This window comes from Acidovorax sp. Root402 (genome assembly GCF_001425125.1).
GTDB lineage: Bacteria > Pseudomonadota > Gammaproteobacteria > Burkholderiales > Burkholderiaceae_C > Acidovorax > Acidovorax delafieldii.
In genome coordinates this window covers 25,869-43,370 of record NZ_LMDQ01000001.1, presented here as the reverse complement: position 1 = coordinate 43,370, position 17,502 = coordinate 25,869, and the positions used below count along the sequence as shown (strand labels likewise).

General features: G+C 62.1%; 15 protein-coding genes. 13 read left to right on the top strand and 2 right to left on the bottom strand.

Translation table 11 applies throughout. The features are described 5' to 3' along the window. Nucleotides 1-25 precede the first annotated feature (25 nt). Nucleotides 26-973, top strand: a complete 948-nt coding sequence (locus ASC83_RS00215) for a LysR substrate-binding domain-containing protein (protein WP_056056616.1) — start codon at nucleotides 26-28, stop codon at nucleotides 971-973. Here the strand turns inward: ASC83_RS00215 and ASC83_RS00210 are convergent. After that, nucleotides 946-1,467, bottom strand: coding sequence for a MarR family winged helix-turn-helix transcriptional regulator (locus ASC83_RS00210; RefSeq protein WP_056056615.1), 522 nt, complete (start codon nucleotides 1,465-1,467; stop codon nucleotides 946-948). The two genes, ASC83_RS00215 and ASC83_RS00210, sit on opposite strands and share 28 nt — an antisense overlap. A 140-nt stretch (nucleotides 1,468-1,607) precedes the next feature. On the opposite strand from ASC83_RS00210, the gene recA reads away from it, so the two are divergent. Both recA and recX read left to right on the top strand, forming a co-directional pair. Then, nucleotides 1,608-2,684: a recombinase RecA gene (recA, locus tag ASC83_RS00205; RefSeq protein ID WP_056057577.1), complete on the top strand. Its 1,077-nt coding sequence runs from the start codon at nucleotides 1,608-1,610 to the stop codon at nucleotides 2,682-2,684. A gap of 83 nt (nucleotides 2,685-2,767) precedes the next feature. Then, entirely contained in the window at nucleotides 2,768-3,226 is a 459-nt protein-coding gene (gene recX, locus ASC83_RS00200) for a recombination regulator RecX (RefSeq protein ID WP_056056613.1), read from the top strand. Nucleotides 3,227-3,281: 55 nt separating this feature from the next. On the opposite strand, the gene argC is transcribed toward recX, so the two are convergent. Further along, entirely contained in the window at nucleotides 3,282-4,214 is a 933-nt protein-coding gene (gene argC / locus ASC83_RS00195) for an N-acetyl-gamma-glutamyl-phosphate reductase (RefSeq protein WP_056057574.1), read from the bottom strand. Nucleotides 4,215-4,420: 206 nt separating this feature from the next. Between argC and sucC the strand changes: the two genes are divergently transcribed. The 10 genes from sucC (at nucleotide 4,421) to ASC83_RS00145 (ending at nucleotide 17,474) form a co-directional block, all read left to right on the top strand. Next, on the top strand, nucleotides 4,421-5,581 hold the full coding sequence (gene sucC, locus ASC83_RS00190; protein ID WP_056056610.1) for an ADP-forming succinate--CoA ligase subunit beta: 1,161 nt from the start codon (nucleotides 4,421-4,423) through the stop codon (nucleotides 5,579-5,581). Between the two features lie 15 nt (nucleotides 5,582-5,596). Continuing rightward, nucleotides 5,597-6,493: a succinate--CoA ligase subunit alpha gene (gene sucD, locus ASC83_RS00185; RefSeq protein WP_056056609.1), complete on the top strand. Its 897-nt coding sequence runs from the start codon at nucleotides 5,597-5,599 to the stop codon at nucleotides 6,491-6,493. A gap of 144 nt (nucleotides 6,494-6,637) precedes the next feature. After that, on the top strand, nucleotides 6,638-7,324 hold the full coding sequence (locus tag ASC83_RS00180; protein ID WP_056056608.1) for a TerC family protein: 687 nt from the start codon (nucleotides 6,638-6,640) through the stop codon (nucleotides 7,322-7,324). 264 nt (nucleotides 7,325-7,588) lie between these two features. Beyond that, nucleotides 7,589-10,222: a CHASE2 domain-containing serine/threonine-protein kinase gene (locus ASC83_RS00175; protein ID WP_235509279.1), complete on the top strand. Its 2,634-nt coding sequence runs from the start codon at nucleotides 7,589-7,591 to the stop codon at nucleotides 10,220-10,222. 17 nt (nucleotides 10,223-10,239) lie between these two features. Further along, a complete protein-coding gene (locus tag ASC83_RS00170) occupies nucleotides 10,240-11,028 on the top strand; it encodes a Stp1/IreP family PP2C-type Ser/Thr phosphatase (protein WP_015016291.1) in 789 nt (262 codons plus the stop codon). Between the two features lie 41 nt (nucleotides 11,029-11,069). Beyond that, entirely contained in the window at nucleotides 11,070-11,720 is a 651-nt protein-coding gene (locus ASC83_RS00165; RefSeq protein WP_056056604.1) for an FHA domain-containing protein, read from the top strand. Between the two features lie 73 nt (nucleotides 11,721-11,793). Then, a complete protein-coding gene (locus tag ASC83_RS00160) occupies nucleotides 11,794-14,058 on the top strand; it encodes a CHASE2 domain-containing protein (RefSeq protein WP_056056602.1) in 2,265 nt (754 codons plus the stop codon). Between the two features lie 10 nt (nucleotides 14,059-14,068). Continuing rightward, nucleotides 14,069-14,857, top strand: coding sequence for an MBL fold metallo-hydrolase (locus ASC83_RS00155; protein WP_056056600.1), 789 nt, complete (start codon nucleotides 14,069-14,071; stop codon nucleotides 14,855-14,857). A gap of 315 nt (nucleotides 14,858-15,172) precedes the next feature. Then, the gene (locus ASC83_RS00150) at nucleotides 15,173-15,673 is read left to right on the top strand and encodes a pilin (RefSeq protein ID WP_056056598.1); all 501 of its coding nucleotides are present in this window, start codon (nucleotides 15,173-15,175) and stop codon (nucleotides 15,671-15,673) included. Nucleotides 15,674-15,758: 85 nt separating this feature from the next. Further along, a complete protein-coding gene (locus ASC83_RS00145) occupies nucleotides 15,759-17,474 on the top strand; it encodes a PglL family O-oligosaccharyltransferase (RefSeq protein WP_162245472.1) in 1,716 nt (571 codons plus the stop codon). Nucleotides 17,475-17,502: the final 28 nt, after the last annotated feature.

Genomic DNA, 17,502 nt, shown 5'->3' with positions numbered 1-17,502 from the left:
GTTTGGAATGATTTGATTACTTACTATGTCATCTCTTCGCCGCCTCTCGCCACCTGTTCACCTGCTGCGGGCTTTTTCCACGGTGACGCGGTTCGGCGGGGTGTCCCGCGCGGCCGAGGCCCTGCACCTCACCCAAAGCGCGGTCAGCAAACAGGTCAAGGAACTGGAGACCTGGGTGGGCGTGCCGCTGTTCGAGCGCAGCCGCAAGCGCCTGGCGCTCACCCCCGCCGGCGAGCGCTACGAAAAGGCGGTGCGTGGCGTGCTGGCGCAGCTGGAGGCCGCCACGCTGGAGCTGATCACCAGCGATGACGGTGGGGGGGCGCTGCACCTGTCCAGCCTGCCCACGTTTGCGGCCAAATGGCTCATCCCACGCCTGCCGCAGTTCCAGCAACAGCACCCGCAAATCACGCTGCACTTTGTGCCCTATGTGCACAGCTACGACTTCACCCGCCCCGAGCTGGACTGCGCCATCCTGTTCGGCGACGGCCACTGGCCCGGCGCGCACGCCCACCACATCACGGGCAACGAGGTGGCGCTGATCGCCCCTCGCACCAAGGTGGCCGACTGGCCCATCCACACCCCGCGCGATGTGGCCCGCTACACGCTGCTGCGCCACGTGACCGTGCCCGAGGCGTGGTTGCGCTGGAGCGAGACGCACGGTGTGGAAGGCCTCATCGACCCGCTGGCCGGGCCGCAGTTCGACCAGTTCCAGACCATGATCCGCGCCGTGATGGCGGGCATGGGACTGGCGCTGGTGCCGCGTTGCCTGGTGCAGGATGAAATCACGGCAGGCCTGGTGCGCGAGCCCCTGCCCGATGCCGACCTGCGCGGCGGTTACCGGAGTGATGTGGGCTACTGGTTCTGCTACCCCGAAGGCCGCACGCAGCTGCACGCGCTGCAGTGCTTCAGGGAATGGCTGCTGGCTTGCGCCGAGCCGATGGGGGCTCAGGCACCCGTATCGCCGCCCGCATAGGCCTCCAGCCCAATGGCCACCACGGTGGCCACGTCATGGCCCACTTCGTCGCGGAACTCCGCCTCGGCCTGCGCCACGGCATCCCGGAACGCTTGCAGCCACGCCAGGCCGGTGGGCGTGAAGCACACGCGGCGCGCCCGCGCATCGAGCGGGTCGGCCTCGCGCGTGACCAGCCCCCAGGCCTCGCACTGGTCCACCAGGTTGGCCATAGCCTGCTTGGTCATGCCCGCGCGCTGGGCCAGATCGGTCAGTCGGTCGCCCTGCAAGGCCAGGTGCCGGGTGATGTGCACGTGCGCAGCCGTCACCTGGTCGCGTGCCGCCAGGTTGGACAGCGCCAGCGGCACCTCCACATTGCGCGCCATGAGCTGCAGTACCCGCGCGTCGAAGCGGCGCAGGGCGCTGCCCATCAGGCGGCCCAGGTGGGTCTGGCGCCAGCGGTCGTCAGGCCCCGGGGCGGGCGTGGCAAGGGGGGCGGCTGGAGAAAAATCGGCCATGCGATATTGTCAGGCAAACTGACTAAAAATCGCTTTATCTGGATTTCATTGCTCGCATAAACTACTGTTCAAGCATCCAGCCTGTGATTAACCGCAGAGCGGTGCAAGCATCCAACCTGTTGTTTTACAAGGAGTTTTTCATGGACGTCGCAGTCAAAGGCACCAACCCCGCATTGCCCGTAAACACGGAAAAGGCCAAGGCCCTGGCCGCCGCGCTCGCCCAGATCGAGAAGCAATTCGGCAAGGGCACGATCATGCGCCTGGGTGAAGGCGAGGTGATCGAGGACATCCAGGTCGTCTCCACCGGCTCGCTGGGCCTGGACATTGCGCTGGGCGTGGGCGGCCTGCCCCGTGGCCGTGTGGTCGAAATCTATGGCCCGGAATCGTCGGGCAAGACCACGCTCACGCTGCAGGTGATTGCCGAGATGCAAAAGCAAGGCGGCACCTGCGCGTTTGTCGACGCAGAGCACGCCCTGGATGTGCAGTACGCCCAGAAGCTGGGTGTGCAGCTGTCCGACCTGCTGATCAGCCAGCCCGATACCGGCGAGCAGGCGCTGGAAATCGTGGACAGCCTGGTGCGCTCCGGCGCCGTGGACCTGATCGTGGTGGACTCGGTGGCTGCGCTCACGCCCAAGGCCGAAATCGAAGGCGAGATGGGCGACGCCCTGCCCGGTCTGCAAGCCCGCCTGATGAGCCAGGCGCTGCGCAAGCTCACCGCCACGATCAAGAAGACCAACTGCATGGTCATCTTCATCAACCAGATCCGTATGAAGATCGGCGTGATGTTCGGCTCGCCCGAAACGACGACCGGCGGCAATGCGCTCAAGTTCTACGCGTCGGTGCGCCTCGACATCCGTCGCACCGGCACAATCAAGAAGGGCGACGAAGCCATCGGCAACGAGACCAAGGTCAAGGTGGTCAAGAACAAGGTGAGCCCGCCCTTCAAGACGGCCGAGTTCGACATCCTGTTCGGCGAGGGCATCAGCCGCGAGGGCGAGATCATCGACATGGGCGTGACGGCCAAGATCGTGGAAAAGAGCGGTGCCTGGTACGCCTACAACGGCGAAAAGATCGGCCAAGGCCGTGACAACGCCCGCGAGTTTTTGCGCGAAAACCCCGACCTGGCCCGCGAGATCGAGAACAAGGTGCGCGAAGGCCTGGGCATTGCGCTGCTGCCTGGCGCACTGCAGGCCCCAGCAGCGGCTGCGGACGAGTGATTTCGGTTTTTGAAGGCAAATAGCCTGCAGGCGCTCATATCATATGCGTTTGTAGCTATTGAAAATATAGCATTTGGTCAGTCATGGGATTCACTGCGCTCTCGCTCAAGGGCCGTGCGCTGCGGCTGCTGAGCCAGCGGGAGCATTCGCGCGCCGAGCTGCAGCGCAAGCTCGCGCCGCATGTGCAGGAGGGCGAAGACCTGGAGGCTGTGCTGGACGACCTGCAGGCCAAGGACTTCATCAGCGAGGCGCGCGTGGTGGAGTCGGTGTTGCACCGGCGCGCAGGGCGTCTGGGTGCTTCGCGCATCCGGCAGGAGCTGCAGTCCAAGGGGCTGGGCGCAGAGGCCGTGCAGCAGGCCGTGGCCCAGCTGCAGGGCAGCGAACTGGAGCGTGCCCGCGAGGTATGGCGCCGCAAGTTTGGCGAGCCCGCCGCAGACCCACAAACCCGCGCCAAGCACATGCGGTTTTTGCTGGTACGGGGGTTCTCAGGCGATGTGGCGCGGCGCGCGGTGCTGGGCGCCGATGCGTCTGACGAGGGCTGACTGCAACGCCAACAAGCGGGGCATCGGCCCCGCTTCCTGACGCGCTCTGAGGTGTTTACACGCCCAGCATCAATTGCAGGTTCTGCACTGCAGCGCCACTGGCGCCCTTGCCCAGGTTGTCCAGGCGCGCGATGACCACGGCCTGCCGGTACTGCTCGTTGGCAAACACGCGCAGCTCCAGCTTGTTGGTGTCGGTCAGCGTGTCGGCGGCCAGCTTCAAATCGTCGGTGGGGGGCAGCACGCTGACCCATTGTTCTGGCGTGTTGGCGCGGCTGTAGTGGCTGGCCAGCACGTCGTGCAGGTCGCTGGCCTTGGGGGCTCCGGGCAGCAGGTCCAGGTGCAGCGGCAACTGCACCAGCATGCCCTGGCGGAAGTTGCCCACCGCAGGGATAAACACCGGGCGGCGTGTGAGCCCGGTGTAGCGCAAGATTTCGGGGATGTGCTTGTGCGACAGGCCCAGTGCATACGCCTCATACGGCGCTGCGGTGCCCGCCTCGTAGGCTTCGATCATGGTGCGGCCGCCGCCGGAGTAGCCCGAGACCGAAGGCAGGCTCAGGGGGTAGTCCGCAGGGATCAGGCCTGCATCGACCAGCGGGCGCAGCATGGCAATCGCTCCCGTGGCGTAGCAGCCGGGATTGGAGACGCGGGTGGCGTCGCGCACCGCTTGTGTCTGCGCTGCCGCGAGTTCCGGAAACCCGTACACCCAACCATCGGCCGTGCGGTGCGCCGTGCTGGCATCGATCACCTTGACCTTGCGGACCGATCTGCGCTCGATCTCGTCCACCATCGCCACGGTGTCGCGCGCAGCGTCGTCGTGCAGGCACAGCACCACCAGATCCACCCCCGCGATCAGGTCGCGTTTGGCGGCCGGGTCCTTGCGCAGCTCGGGCGCGATGCTGACCAGTTCGATCTGCGGCATGGCCTGCAGGCGCTCGCGGATCTGCAGGCCCGTGGTACCGGCTTCGCCATCAATAAAGACTTTGGACATGGGGGGTGCTCCTGCAAAAAAGGTGGCAGCGTCTGCCGGATAGAAGTGGGGGCGGGAAGGCCGCCAGGCCCACCCAGGGTGTAAGTCAGGCACAAGGATGGTGCGTTGCAGCATGATACAGTCGCGGGTTGCCATGTCCCAAGCCCGCGGCCAGACATCTGTTCATGGTAAACGGGTAACTACCACCCTTCCCTGAGAGAGACCTCATGAAGATTCACGAATACCAAGGCAAGGAAATCTTGCGCAATTTTGGTGTGCCCGTTCCGCGTGGCATTCCCGCATTCACGGTGCAAGAAGCCGTGGAAGCAGCCCAGAAGCTCGGCGGCCCCGTGTGGGTGGTCAAGGCCCAGATCCACGCCGGTGGCCGTGGCAAGGGCGGCGGCGTGAAGGTTGCCAAGACCATTGACGACGTGAAAGCACGCGCCAGCGACATTCTGGGCATGCAGCTGGTCACGCACCAGACTGGCGCTGAGGGCCAGAAGGTCCGCCGCCTGTACATCGAAGACGGCGCCGACATCAAGAATGAGCTGTACGTCTCGCTGGTCACCGACCGCGCCACGCAGAAGGTCGCCCTGATCGCTTCGAGCGAAGGCGGCATGGACATCGAGGAAGTGGCCCACTCCACGCCCGAGAAGATCATCACCGAGATGATCGACCCGCTGACCGGCATCACCGAAGCGCAGAGCCGCAAGGTGGCAGCAGCCATCGGCCTGACCGGCGCTTCCATCGACCAAGCCGTGGACATCTTCGCCAAGATCTACAAGTGCTACATGGACACCGACGCGTCGCTGGTGGAAATCAACCCCCTGAACTGCGACTCCAAGGGCAACCTGATGGCCCTGGACGCAAAGTTCAACTTTGACGCCAACGCCCTGTTCCGTCACCCAGAAATCGTGGCCTTCCGCGATCTGGACGAAGAAGATCCGGCCGAAGTGGAAGCCTCTAAGTTCGATCTGGCCTACATCAGCCTCGATGGCAACATCGGCTGCCTGGTGAACGGCGCTGGCCTGGCCATGGCCACCATGGACACCATCAAGCTGTTCGGCGGCGAGCCGGCCAACTTCCTGGACGTGGGCGGCGGTGCTACCCCCGAGAAGGTGACTGAAGCCTTCAAGATCATGCTGAAGAACCCCAAGGTCGAAGGCATTCTGGTCAACATCTTCGGCGGCATCATGAAGTGCGACACCATCGCCACCGGCGTGATCACAGCTTGCAAGGCCGTGAACCTGAACGTGCCGCTGGTCGTGCGCATGAAGGGCACGAACGAAGAGCTCGGCAAGAAGATGCTGGCCGAGTCTGGCCTGCCCATCATTGCCGCAGACACCATGGCCGAAGCTGCGACCAAGATCGTTGCTGCCGTCAAGTAAGCCCGGAGAACACACATGTCGATCTACATCAACAAAGACACCAAGGTCATCACCCAGGGCATCACGGGCAAGACTGGCCAGTTCCACACCGAAAAGTGCCAGGAATACGCGAACGGCAAGAACTGCTTCGTGGCGGGCGTGAACCCCAAGAAGGCGGGCGAGTCGATCTTCAACATCCCGATCTACGCCTCCGTCAAGGAAGCCGCCCAGCAGACCGGTGCCACCGTGTCGGTGATCTATGTGCCGCCCGCAGGCGCTGCGGACGCGATCTGGGAAGCTGTCGAAGCCGACCTGGACATGGCCATCTGCATCACCGAAGGCATTCCGGTCAAGGACATGCTGATGGTGCGCAACAAGATGAAGGCCAAGGAAGCCGCTGGCGGCAAGAAGACGCTGCTGCTGGGCCCCAACTGCCCTGGCCTGATCACGCCTGACGAAATCAAGATCGGCATCATGCCCGGTCACATCCACCGCAAGGGCCGTATCGGTGTGGTGTCCCGCTCGGGCACGCTGACGTACGAAGCCGTGGCCATGTTGACCGAAGTCGGTCTTGGTCAATCGAGCGCCGTGGGCATTGGTGGCGACCCCATCAACGGCCTCAAGCACATCGACGTGATGAAGGCATTCAACGACGATCCAGACACCGATGCCGTGATCATGATTGGCGAAATCGGCGGTCCGGATGAAGCCGAAGCCGCCCAGTGGTGCAAGGCCAACATGAAAAAGCCCATCGTCGGTTTCATCGCTGGCGTGACCGCCCCTCCCGGCAAGCGCATGGGCCATGCGGGCGCCCTGATCTCTGGCGGCGCCGATACGGCCGATGCCAAGCTGGCCATCATGGAAGAGTCGGGTTTCATCATCACCCGCAACCCTTCGGAACTGGGCAAGCTGCTCAAGGCCCAGCTGAAGTAAGCGGGCTGTCGCTGTCCCGTCCGTAAGCACAATTACGGACGCGGGGCGCGGCACAGACCGCTAGACTGGCGGCTCCTACAAAAAGAGAAGCGCTCGGAACCCAGGTTCCGGGCGCTTCTTGCATTCATAACAGTGGAGTCAGTCATGGAGTTTCTGCAAAGCGCCGATTTTTGGATCGGCCTGGTGAAGATCGTCTGGATCAACATCATTCTTTCAGGCGATAACGCGGTGGTCATCGCGCTGGCAGCCCGGTCCCTTCCCCCCCATCAGCAAAAGAAAGCCGTGTTCTGGGGCTCTGGCGCTGCCGTGGTCTTGCGGATTTTGCTGACCGTTGTGGCTGCCAAGCTGCTGGAGCTGTCGTTCCTGCAGATCGTGGGCGGTTGTCTGCTGCTGTGGATCGGCTTTCAGCTGCTCAGCGACGACGAGGAGGACGAGGGCGAGTCCAAAACCTATGGCAGCCTGATGGCCGCCGTCCGCACCATCCTCATCGCCGACTTGGTGATGAGCCTGGACAACGTGATCGCTGTGGCGGCTGCGGCCCAGGGCAACGTGGTGCTGCTGGTGTTGGGCTTGGCCATCAGTATCCCGCTGGTGATTTTCGGCAGCACCCTCATGATCAAGCTCATGGAGCGTTTCCCTGTCATCGTGGTGCTCGGCGCCGCGCTGATCGGCTGGGTGGGTGGAGAAACCATCGCCAGCGATGCCATCTTGCATGACTACGCAGTGGCGCACCCTGCGCTGCACTATGTAGCGGCCGCACTGGGCGCCGCGCTGGTGGTGGGCGTGGGCAAGTTCTGGCGCAAGGGATCCAACAGCGCATCCGCGACCTGAGGGTTGCAGCCCAAGGGGCTTGCACGGAGGTGCAACCCCTCTTTAAGGCCAGCGACTGACAAAAATGGCATGGCGCTGGCGTCCCATCCCGGGGTTGCGTGACAAGAACGACACGCAACGCCACCCCCGCTGCCCATTCGCTCCGAATCTCCTCTTAACAACGGTCCTGAGGCCCTTGGACTGCATGGGCGCAGTTATTGCTTCAAATCCACCCAATACTGAGTGGAATAACAGCAAGTGGGACGAAAAACCTCGGCGCGGCGGATGGATGGATGGCGTACCGACGGCTTTTGGGGCGGATTGGTGGCACTGGCCGTAGCGGGCCTGTGCGCGGTCACGGGCGCATCGTTGTCGCTCGAACACAAGCTCTACGACGCCGCCATCCGCACCTCGTCCCCTGCCCCGTTGGCCGACGTGGTGATTGTCGCCATCGATGATGCCAGCTTGGCCGCTCTGGGGCCGTGGCCCTGGTCGCGTGACATCCACGCGCGCCTGGTTGATGGCCTGTCAGCGGCTGGTGCCCAAACCGTTGTTTACACCCCCCCATTCACACAGCCCCAGAACGACAGGGGCTTGGGTTACCTGAGAAAAATCCGCGAAACCCTTGCCGCTGCGCCTGAGGGAACCGCACTGACGGCCGAGCTCGGCCGTGTGGTGGGTGAGGCAGAAGCTGTACTCGACGGCGATGCGCGTCTGGCAGCCTCCATACAGCGGGCGGGCAACGTGCTCCTGGCTTCGCGTTATGAAAGTGGCGGGGCTGCTGCGCCCCTGCCGTCGTACGTGCGTCGCAGCACGTTGCCCGACCCGGGTGCTGCTGCAACCCCGATGCAGTCGGCGCAGCACCCCATCCCGTCGTTGGGCGCGGTGGCGGCTGGGGTGGGGCACTTGTATGCAGAGGCTGACCTGGATGGGCGTGTACGCCAGGTTCCACTGCTTCTTCGCTACGACAGCGTGGGGGTGCCGTCCTTGGCGTTGCTGGCGGCGCAACACAGCCTGCATCTGGGGTTGGGTGATATCCGCGTGGTCGATGCGCCTGCGGGGCTGCGGCTCGGAGGGCTGAACGTTGCCACCAATGCAGGCGCCGTGTTGCGTCCCCGCTGGCAAGTGGCTGGCGATGGAGCGGGCACCTTCCCTATTCTGTCGGCTGCCAGCGTGCTCGATGGAACCGTCGCCGCTGGTAGCTTGCAGGGCAAGATCGTATTGGTGGGCGAAATGACGGAGAAGATGGGCGCCCCAGCGGCGCAGCTGGGGGAGCATGCTGCCTATCCGGTGGAGGTGTTGGCGCAAACCTTGTCATCCATTCGCCTCGGGCTGGGCGTGACAGAGCCAGGCTGGGCTACTCCGGCCGCTTGGCTGGTGTTGGCGCTGGGGGGGGTGTATCTGGTGCTGTTGGCGCCGCGTTTGGCGCGCCCCGTCGGGATGGGGGGCGGTGCGGCGCTCGCGCTCACCGTTGTCATCGCCGAATGGACCCTTTTGCGCTATGGGGGGTTGTGGGTTCCGTTGTTGCTGCCAGTGCTGGCTGTATTGGCTGGTACTACCGTGGTGGTGCTTTTGCACCGTGGTCGACTGAGTGACGCCTCCGGACGTTCCGCAGAAGCCGCCGAGACGGACCGCATGATGGGCTTGGCCCTGCAGGGCCAGGGACAACTGGATATGGCCTTTGAGCGCCTGCGCAAGGTACCTGCCAGCGACGCGCTTCTGGACAATCTCTACCATCTGGCGGAGGATTTCGAGCGCAAGCGCCACTTCGGCAAGGCGCAGACGGTCTACGAACATATCCTGCGCCATGACCGGCACTACAAGGACGCCCGCAGCCGCTACAAGCGTGCCAAGGCTCAGGCACAAGGTGGCGCGCAAGCTCCGCAGGGCGCCACAGACTCTTTGCCGGGTGCCGGCGCTGCAGCGCCCCGCCTGCCAGGCGATGCGAGTGTCGGCGTGCCCATGTTGGGGCGCTACCAGATTGATCGTGAAATTGGCAAAGGCGCCATGGGAGTGGTGTATCTGGGGCGCGATCCGAAGATCGGCCGCGTCGTAGCCATCAAGACTCTGGCCTTGGGGCAGGAGTTCGAAGGTGACGCCCTGATCGATGCGCGCGCACGGTTTTTCCGAGAGGCCGAAACTGCAGGCCGATTACAGCATCCGAACATCGTCACCATTTTTGATGCCGGTGAGGAGCATGACTTGGCCTATATCGCCATGGAGTTCCTCAAGGGTCAGGACCTGACCCATGTCTGTGGCCAGGGCCGGCTGCTGCCGGTCCCCACCGTGCTCTCCATTGCAGCCAGGGTGGCCGATGCGCTGGACTATGCCCATGCCCACAATGTGGTGCACCGCGATATCAAGCCCGCCAACATCATGTTTGACGGCGGGACAGAGGCGGTCAAAGTGACGGACTTCGGTATTGCCCGCATCACGGATTCGAGCAAGACCCGTACGGGGCTGGTTCTGGGAACACCCAGCTTCATGTCTCCGGAGCAACTGGCGGGAAAGAAAGTCGATGGGCGCTCCGACCTTTATTCGCTGGGCATCACCCTCTTCCAGTTGTTGACGGGCACGCTGCCGCTGCGGGGAGCGTCCATGACCGAGCTGATGCACAAGATCGCGAGCGTGGAGGCGCCCGATGTGCGCCAACTGCGCCCCGAACTCTCAGCCGCGGTGGCCAGGGTGGTGGCGCTGTCGTTGCAAAAGCGGCCAGAGGCGCGTTATCAGACCGGGCGGCAGTTCGCGGCGGATCTGCGGCAGGCCATGACCGGCGATGCCCGATTCAGCCCTGAACCAGTCGTCTATGATGCGGACCGCGATGCAACAGGGCAAGAAATGGCGGATTTTCAGGAAACCGTGATGGAGCCCCCCGCTGTGCGGGGTGCGGCAGCCCCGCCGATTTCGGGCGCCCCATGACGCACGCCTCCACATCCATGACCTACGAATTCACTGCGCGGACCGACAAGGGCCGCGTGCGTTCCAACAACGAAGACGCGGTAGCCGTTGACCGCGATGCGCAGGTCGCGATATTGGCCGATGGCATGGGCGGCTACAACGCGGGCGAAGTGGCCAGTGGCATGGCAACCACCTTCATCCGTACCGAAATGGCCCGCTGGTTGGCCCAAGCCGGCGCGAGTCCCCAGTCCACGGACGTGCGCCGGGCGCTGGAAATCTGCGTGGAAAACGCCAATCACGCCATTCTGGGGGCATCTCTCTCCAATCCGCAGTACGCGGGCATGGGTACGACGCTGGTGGTTGCCGTGTTCCACGGCAGCCGCCTGATCCTGGGGCATATTGGCGATTCGCGCTGTTACCGTCTGCGTGATGGTGCTTTGCAGCAAATCACGCGCGACCATTCCTGGTTGCAGGAACAGGTCGATGCGGGGCTGCTGACGGCGCAGCAGGCGGCCTTGTCTTCCAATCGCAATCTGGTGACTCGGGCCTTGGGTGTGGAGCCCAATGTGCTGATGGAAGTCAACGAGTTTCAGGTGGCGCCGAATGATCTGTTTTTACTCTGTTCCGATGGGCTCACCGACATGGTGTCCGATTCGGATCTGGCGGAGCTCGTGCGGGCGCCCATGCCTTTGGAGGAAAAAGCGACACTGCTCATTGACACCGCCAACGCCAACGGCGGTCGTGATAACGTGAGCGTGCTGCTGGTGCAGGCTGCCGCTGGGGGCAAGAAGCGTGGCCTCATGTCCCGATTGCTAGGGGCCTCTTGAACGGCCCGAACTACAACAATTCATCACATCAGGAGTGGATCATGCCGAGAATGATCGTTTCAATCGACGGCGTTGTCATCAAGGAAGTGCAGCTGACCAAGGAGCGGACCACGCTGGGCCGGCGCCCCTACAACGACATCGTGATCGACAACCTTGCGGTGAGCGGTGAGCATGCCGTGCTCCACATGGTGGGACAGGATGTGGAGATTGAAGACCTGGGCAGCACCAACGGCACTTATGTGAACGCCAAGGCCGTCAAGCGCCAGGAGTTGCGCAATGGCGATACAGTGGAAGTGGGCAAGTACAAGATTCGGTTCCTCCAGGACGCCGAAGGTCAGAACTTTGAGAAGACCATGATCTTCAAGCCCGGAATGGTGCCGCCTGCGGTCGCCGCTGCTAGGCCCGCTCCGGCCGCGCCCGCGCCAGCCCCGATTTCGGCCGTGATTCGGGTCATGTCCGGTGCTGCTGCGGGGCGTGAAGTGTCGCTGCAGAAGGTGGTCACCACGATTGGAAAGCCGGGTGTGGCTGTGGCTTCCATCACCAAGCGGCACCAGGGTTTTGTCTTGGCCCATGTCGAAGGACCGGACATGCCGCTGCTCAACGGCGCTGCCATTGGTGCATCGCCGGTTCCCCTGAAGCACGGGGATCGCCTGGAGCTGGCGGGCACCGAGATGCAGTTCGAGCAAAGCTGACACTCTGCAAAAGGCTCGCATCATCGCTGCGGGCCCTTGCTGACTGGACACTCCTATTCCTGCGCGTGGACCTATGTTGCAGTCCTTGTCGCAGCTGTTCCTCCGACGCTGGCAACGCATCGCAGTCACGCTGATACCGCTGGTTTTTGCGTTGCTGCACGTGGCCGATGTGCTCCACCTGCAGGTGTTGGAGCGACTGGACAACATCATCTACGACACCCGCTTGCGGGTGACCATGCCACGAACGCTGGACGAGCGGATCGTCATCGTCGATATCGACGAGAAGAGCCTGGGGCGTGTGGGGCAATGGCCCTGGCGCAGGGACAAGATGGCTGCGTTGGTGCATGAGCTGTTTGAGCGCCAACAAGTGGCCGTGGTGGGGTTTGACGTTCTGTTTGCCGAGGCCGATGAAAGTTCGGGCCTCTCTACGCTGCAACAACTGGCGCAGGGCCCTTTACGCAGCCAGCCGGCCTTCCAAGAGCAACTGGAACGTCTGGCGCCCTCACTGGACCATGACGCTCTTTTTGCGCAGTCTCTGCACGGGCAGCCAGTGGTGCTGGGTTACTACCTTTCGGGCGAAGACCGCGACGGCATCACGAAAGGCATGTTGCCAGAACCCGCCCTGCCCGTGGAGCGCTTGCGGGGCTTGCCTCTGGGGGCGACTACGTGGCGTGGGTACAGCAGCAACATTGAGTCCCTGACCCAGGCGGCACCTGCTGCAGGCTTCTTCAACTCGATCACGGACGAGGACGGAGTTGTTCGTTCCCTTCCCCTGTTGGCAGAGTACCAGGGGCAGTATTACGAATCGCTGGCATTGGCCATGTTCCGCACCGCCATCGGTCTGCCAGAGATTCACCCCGGCTTTGTGAATTCCAAGCCGTCCGGGACGCATGATGTGCTCCAAAGCATCGTGCTGCGCCAAGATGGTCGCACGCTGGCGCTCCCCGTGGACCAGCAGTTGGCCACGCTCATTCCCTACCGTGGGCCGGGCGATGCCAAGGGTGGTTCCTTTCGGTACATCTCGGCGTCGGACGTTCTGGATGGCTTACTGCCGGCTGGTCAACTCAAGGACCAATTGGTGCTGGTAGGTTCGACAGCACCTGGTTTGCTGGATTTGCGTGTGACGCCGGTGGGCAGGACGTACCCAGGCGTGGAGACCCATGCCAACGTGTTGTCGGCATTCCTGGATGGCAAGAGCATCGTTCGGCCTGACTATGCCGCTGGGTTTGACGTGCTGCAGCTGCTGTGCGCGGGTTTGCTATTGGCAGTCGCCTTGCCGCTCTTGTCAGCGTCGTCTGCGGTCTTGCTCAGTGGTGGTGTGCTTTGTGCGCTGGTAGGACTCAATCTGTGGATGTACATCGCGCAGGGGCTGGCGTTGCCGCTCGCCACTGCGGTGGTGATGGCTATGCTGGCCTTTGCCCTCAACATGGCGTATGGCTACTTTGTGGAGAGCCGCTCCAAGCGCGAACTCGCAGCCCTGTTCAGCGCCTATGTGCCTCCAGAGCTGGTGGCCGAAATGGTCAAGCAGCCGGAGCACTACAGCATGCAGGCCACCAACCGGGAGCTGACGGTGATGTTCTGCGACATGCGCGGCTTTACCGCCATGTCCGAGCGGATGGAGCCTTTGCAGCTGCAAGGGTTGTTGAATGAAGTATTTAGCAAGCTCACCCATATCATCCGCAGCCACCGCGGCACCATCGACAAATACATGGGCGACTGTGTCATGGCTTTTTGGGGGGCTCCAGTGGCCACGCCGGATCATGCCCAACTGGCAGTGACTGCGGCCCTGGAGATGTCGCAGGCCATTGGGCAAATCAACGCCAATCATCGCCAGCGCGGTTTGCCCGAGATCGGGGTGGGCATTGGGCTCAACACCGGGGTCATGTGCGTGGGTGACATGGGCTCTGACATCCGGCGCAGCTATACGGTCATCGGCGATGCGGTCAACCTTGGCTCCCGCCTGGAGGGACTGTCCAAGCACTACGGTACTTCGATCGTGGTGAGCGAATCTGCCATGCAGCTCGCCCCTCAGTTTGTATGGCAGGCCATGGACCGCGTGCGCGTCAAAGGCAAGGCGCAGGCCGTGCCGATTTACCAGCCCCTTGCACCCAGGGGGCAGCTATCCACCGATCTCGCTGAAGAACTGGCTGTGTGGGAGGGTTTTCTGCGTGCCTACGCAGCACAAGAATGGGCACAATGCGACAAACTGATGGGGCAGTTGCGAGGTCTTAGACCCCACAGCATCCTGTACGAGTTGTACGCGGCACGGGTCGAAGGCCTGCGTAATTTGCCTTTCAACCCGGATTGGGATAGCGCCACCAATTTCGACACCAAGTAGAAGGCTTGACATGAAGGTTCGTGTGCTGGGGTGCTCCGGCGCTATCGCCAAGGACTGTCGCACGACATCGTTCTTGATCGGTGACAGCATCTTGCTCGATGCGGGAACTGGTGTGGGCGACCTCACGCTGGAAGAGATGGCCAAGATTGACCATGTGCTGCTGACCCATTCTCACCTGGATCACATCGCCTCGCTGCCCCTGATGCTCGACGCCGTGTCATCGCTGCGCACTGGCCCGGTGCAGGTACACGCGTTGGCTGCCACCATTGGGGCGCTTCAGGCGCATGTATTCAACAACGTTATCTGGCCAGATTTCAGCGCCATACCGTCTACCGCATCCCCGTTTCTGCAGTATCGAGCTTTTGCATCTGGTGATTTACTGAGCATCGCAGGTGTTCAGGTCGAAGTGCTACCAGCACACCATACTGTCCCAGCTGTAGGCTTTGCGGTGCAAGGCGATACCGGCTGGTGGGTGTTTAGCGGGGATACCGAGCGCAATCCGTCGTTCTGGAATCGCATCAACACATTGGCGGTGGCTTGCTTGGTGATCGAGACGGCTTTCAGTAATCGTGAGCGTGACCTAGCGCGCCGTAGCTTGCATCTCTCTCCGGAGGCCTTGGCGCAGGAGCTGGAACACATCCCCGTAGCTGACCGTTACCCCATCTACATCACACACACCAAGCCGTCCGAGACCTCACTCATCATGGACGAGATCAAACGGCTCGACTGCACAGCAAACACACTTTACAGCTCGCATGACATTCGTTGGTTGAGTGCGGGGCAGACGATGGATGTCTAGCGAAAGTGCCCCTGGGCATGACAATACTGGGTGACAAAAATGTAATTTCAAGAGTAATTGAGACCGATCTTCGAGTAAAAGGCAATGTCGATGGACGGCAGCGTTAAGTAAATTCGTCAACTCATACTTGATTGAGGTCTTTTCGGGGCGTTCACTAAATATTGGGCGACTCCTGAAGGCTTGTCAGTTTGCTGGCGGGGGGCCTACTTGCTATTTGGATTTATGTCGACTGGGTGTAGTCGTCCTCCGTTTCAATAAGCAGGCACAGCAATTGCATAGTCATTGTGCATTTGCAACTTTTCCTAGGAGTTTTTCATGAAGCGTTCTATTCAAAAGGGTTTCACCCTGATCGAATTGATGATCGTGGTTGCGATCATTGGCATCTTGGCTGCTGTCGCGTTGCCTGCCTACAAGGACTACACGGTCAAGGCGCGCATGTCTGAAGTGGTTCTTGCTGCTTCTCAGTGCCGCACTACCATCAGCGAAACCATCCAGAGCATGAACCCCACGTCGACGTTGTCGGGTACCAATGCCTTCGGTTGCGATGCGACCAACCCCACCAAGATGGTGGCATCGATTGCAGCCGATGCAGTGACTGGAACAATCACTGTTGTGCCGCATGCCAGCAATCTGGGTCAAGCCACTGCTTTTGTCGCTGCTAGCGATTACATTACGCTGACACCAAAGAAGGACAGTGCAGGTGCAGCTTACGCTTTGGGTACTGCCACCACTGGCGGCCAGGGCACCCAAGTGTACGAATGGGTTTGCAAGGGCAATGGTGCTGCACTCAAGTACTCGCCAGGTTCTTGCCGCTGATAGCGGTCTCGAATCGGTATAACTTATGATTCGCAAAAGGGGGCTTCGGCCCCCTTTTCGTTTGATTGCTCTACGCACCGTGCCAATGACCTCCGATTCGTCACCTCGCCCCGCCCGCTGGACAGTGCTGGCCGCCTTCGTGTTTGCGCTGAGTTGGCTGCTGCCCAACCACCACGAGCCCTGGGTGGATTTTTATTCCGATGCCTGGGCCGCGCTTGTGCTTTGGTGTGTGGGGGCCGCGGTGTTTTGGCGCAGTCGGCAGCTGACTCGCATGACGTGGCACACGCTGCCGATACTGGCGTTAGGCTGCGTTGCCATTGTGTGGATGCAGTACGCCGTCGGCTTGGTGGAGTCTTTCGGTGTCGCGTGGATTAGTTCCCTGTACCTTTTGGGTTTGATGCTGGCGCTGCTTGTGGGCACTGCGTGGGAGCGATGGCAGCCGGGGCAATGCGCCGATTTCCTGTTCATCGCAGTGCTGGTTGGAGCATCGGGCTCGCAGCTGATTCAGGTGCAGCAGTGGTTGCGCCTCGATCCAGGGCAGTTTTTCTGGCTATTCATTCCGCCGCCGCCCTCCCGCTTTCATGCCAATCTGGGTCAGCCCAACCAGCTGTCCAGCCTGCTGTGCTTGGGAGTGCTGGCCTGCGCCTGGCTTAATGGCCGCGGGCGCCTGCCGGGTTGGGTGGCCTGGGGCTGGGCTGTACTGCTGGCGGTGGGGCTGGCGCTGACAGATTCGCGTACAGGTTGGGCTATCGTACTGGTGGTTTTGGGCGCGCTGCTGGTGTGGCGGCAGCGGCTGGCCATCCCGCGCCGCTTGCTGGTAGCTGCCTTCGCCTGGGCCGTGATTTTCGCACTTTGCGTGGTGGCACTGCCGCATGTCAACCTGTGGTTGGGGCGGGCCAACGAGTTGCAGGAACTGCGAGGCGCCTCGACGCTGCATTTACGGCTCGAGTACTGGGCCAAGGCTTGGGAAGCCGTGCTACGCCAGCCTTGGTGGGGTTATGGGTGGATGCAAGCCAGCCTAGCGCAGTTTACACCCGACCCTTATCAAATGGTAACCGGCGGCACGCTGCGCCATACCCATAACCTGGTGTTCGACCTGTTGGTTGAACTGGGTCTGCCACTCGGATTGACCATCTGTACGCTGCTAGTGCTGTGGGCGGTTAGCGCAACGCGCCGTGTCGAAAGAATGGAGCAGCTATGGATGTTGCTTTTTGTTGCCGCCTTGGTGGTGCACGCGCTGCTGGAGTTTCCGCTGCACTACGCCTACTTCCTGTTGCCACTGGGCCTGATGCTGGGAGCACTGAATGTGAGGCTGGCCTTCCGTCCGCTGTGGACCACCCGCGGTTGGCCCGCCGTGATCGCGTTGGCGCTCTCGGCTGGAGCCCTGACCATTACCACCTATGACTACCTGCGCGTCGAAGATGATTTCTTCTCCTTGCGCTTTGAGCACCAGCGGCTGGCCCGACCGGCGCCGCAGACAGCACCCGAGGTGGTGGCGCTCACGCAGCTGCAAGACATGGTTTGGCTCGTACGCGTCGATCCTGCGCGTTCCCATACGGAGCAGGACCTGGATCGTGCGCGCCGGACGGCCATGCTGCTGCCCAGCCTGATGGCCAAGTACAAACTGGCCACCATGTATGCGCTGGCCGGCCAGCCGGAGCGTGCCGAGTACTGGATCGTGGTGATAACTCGGATGAATCGTTTGGACGCGCGAATCGTTCGCAACCTTCAGCATCAATGGCAGGAGCAAGCCGCCGTCTACCCTGCCATGGCGCAGGTGACGTGGCCGATAGAAAAATAGGCACCACTGGAAACGACGGTACAAGCTA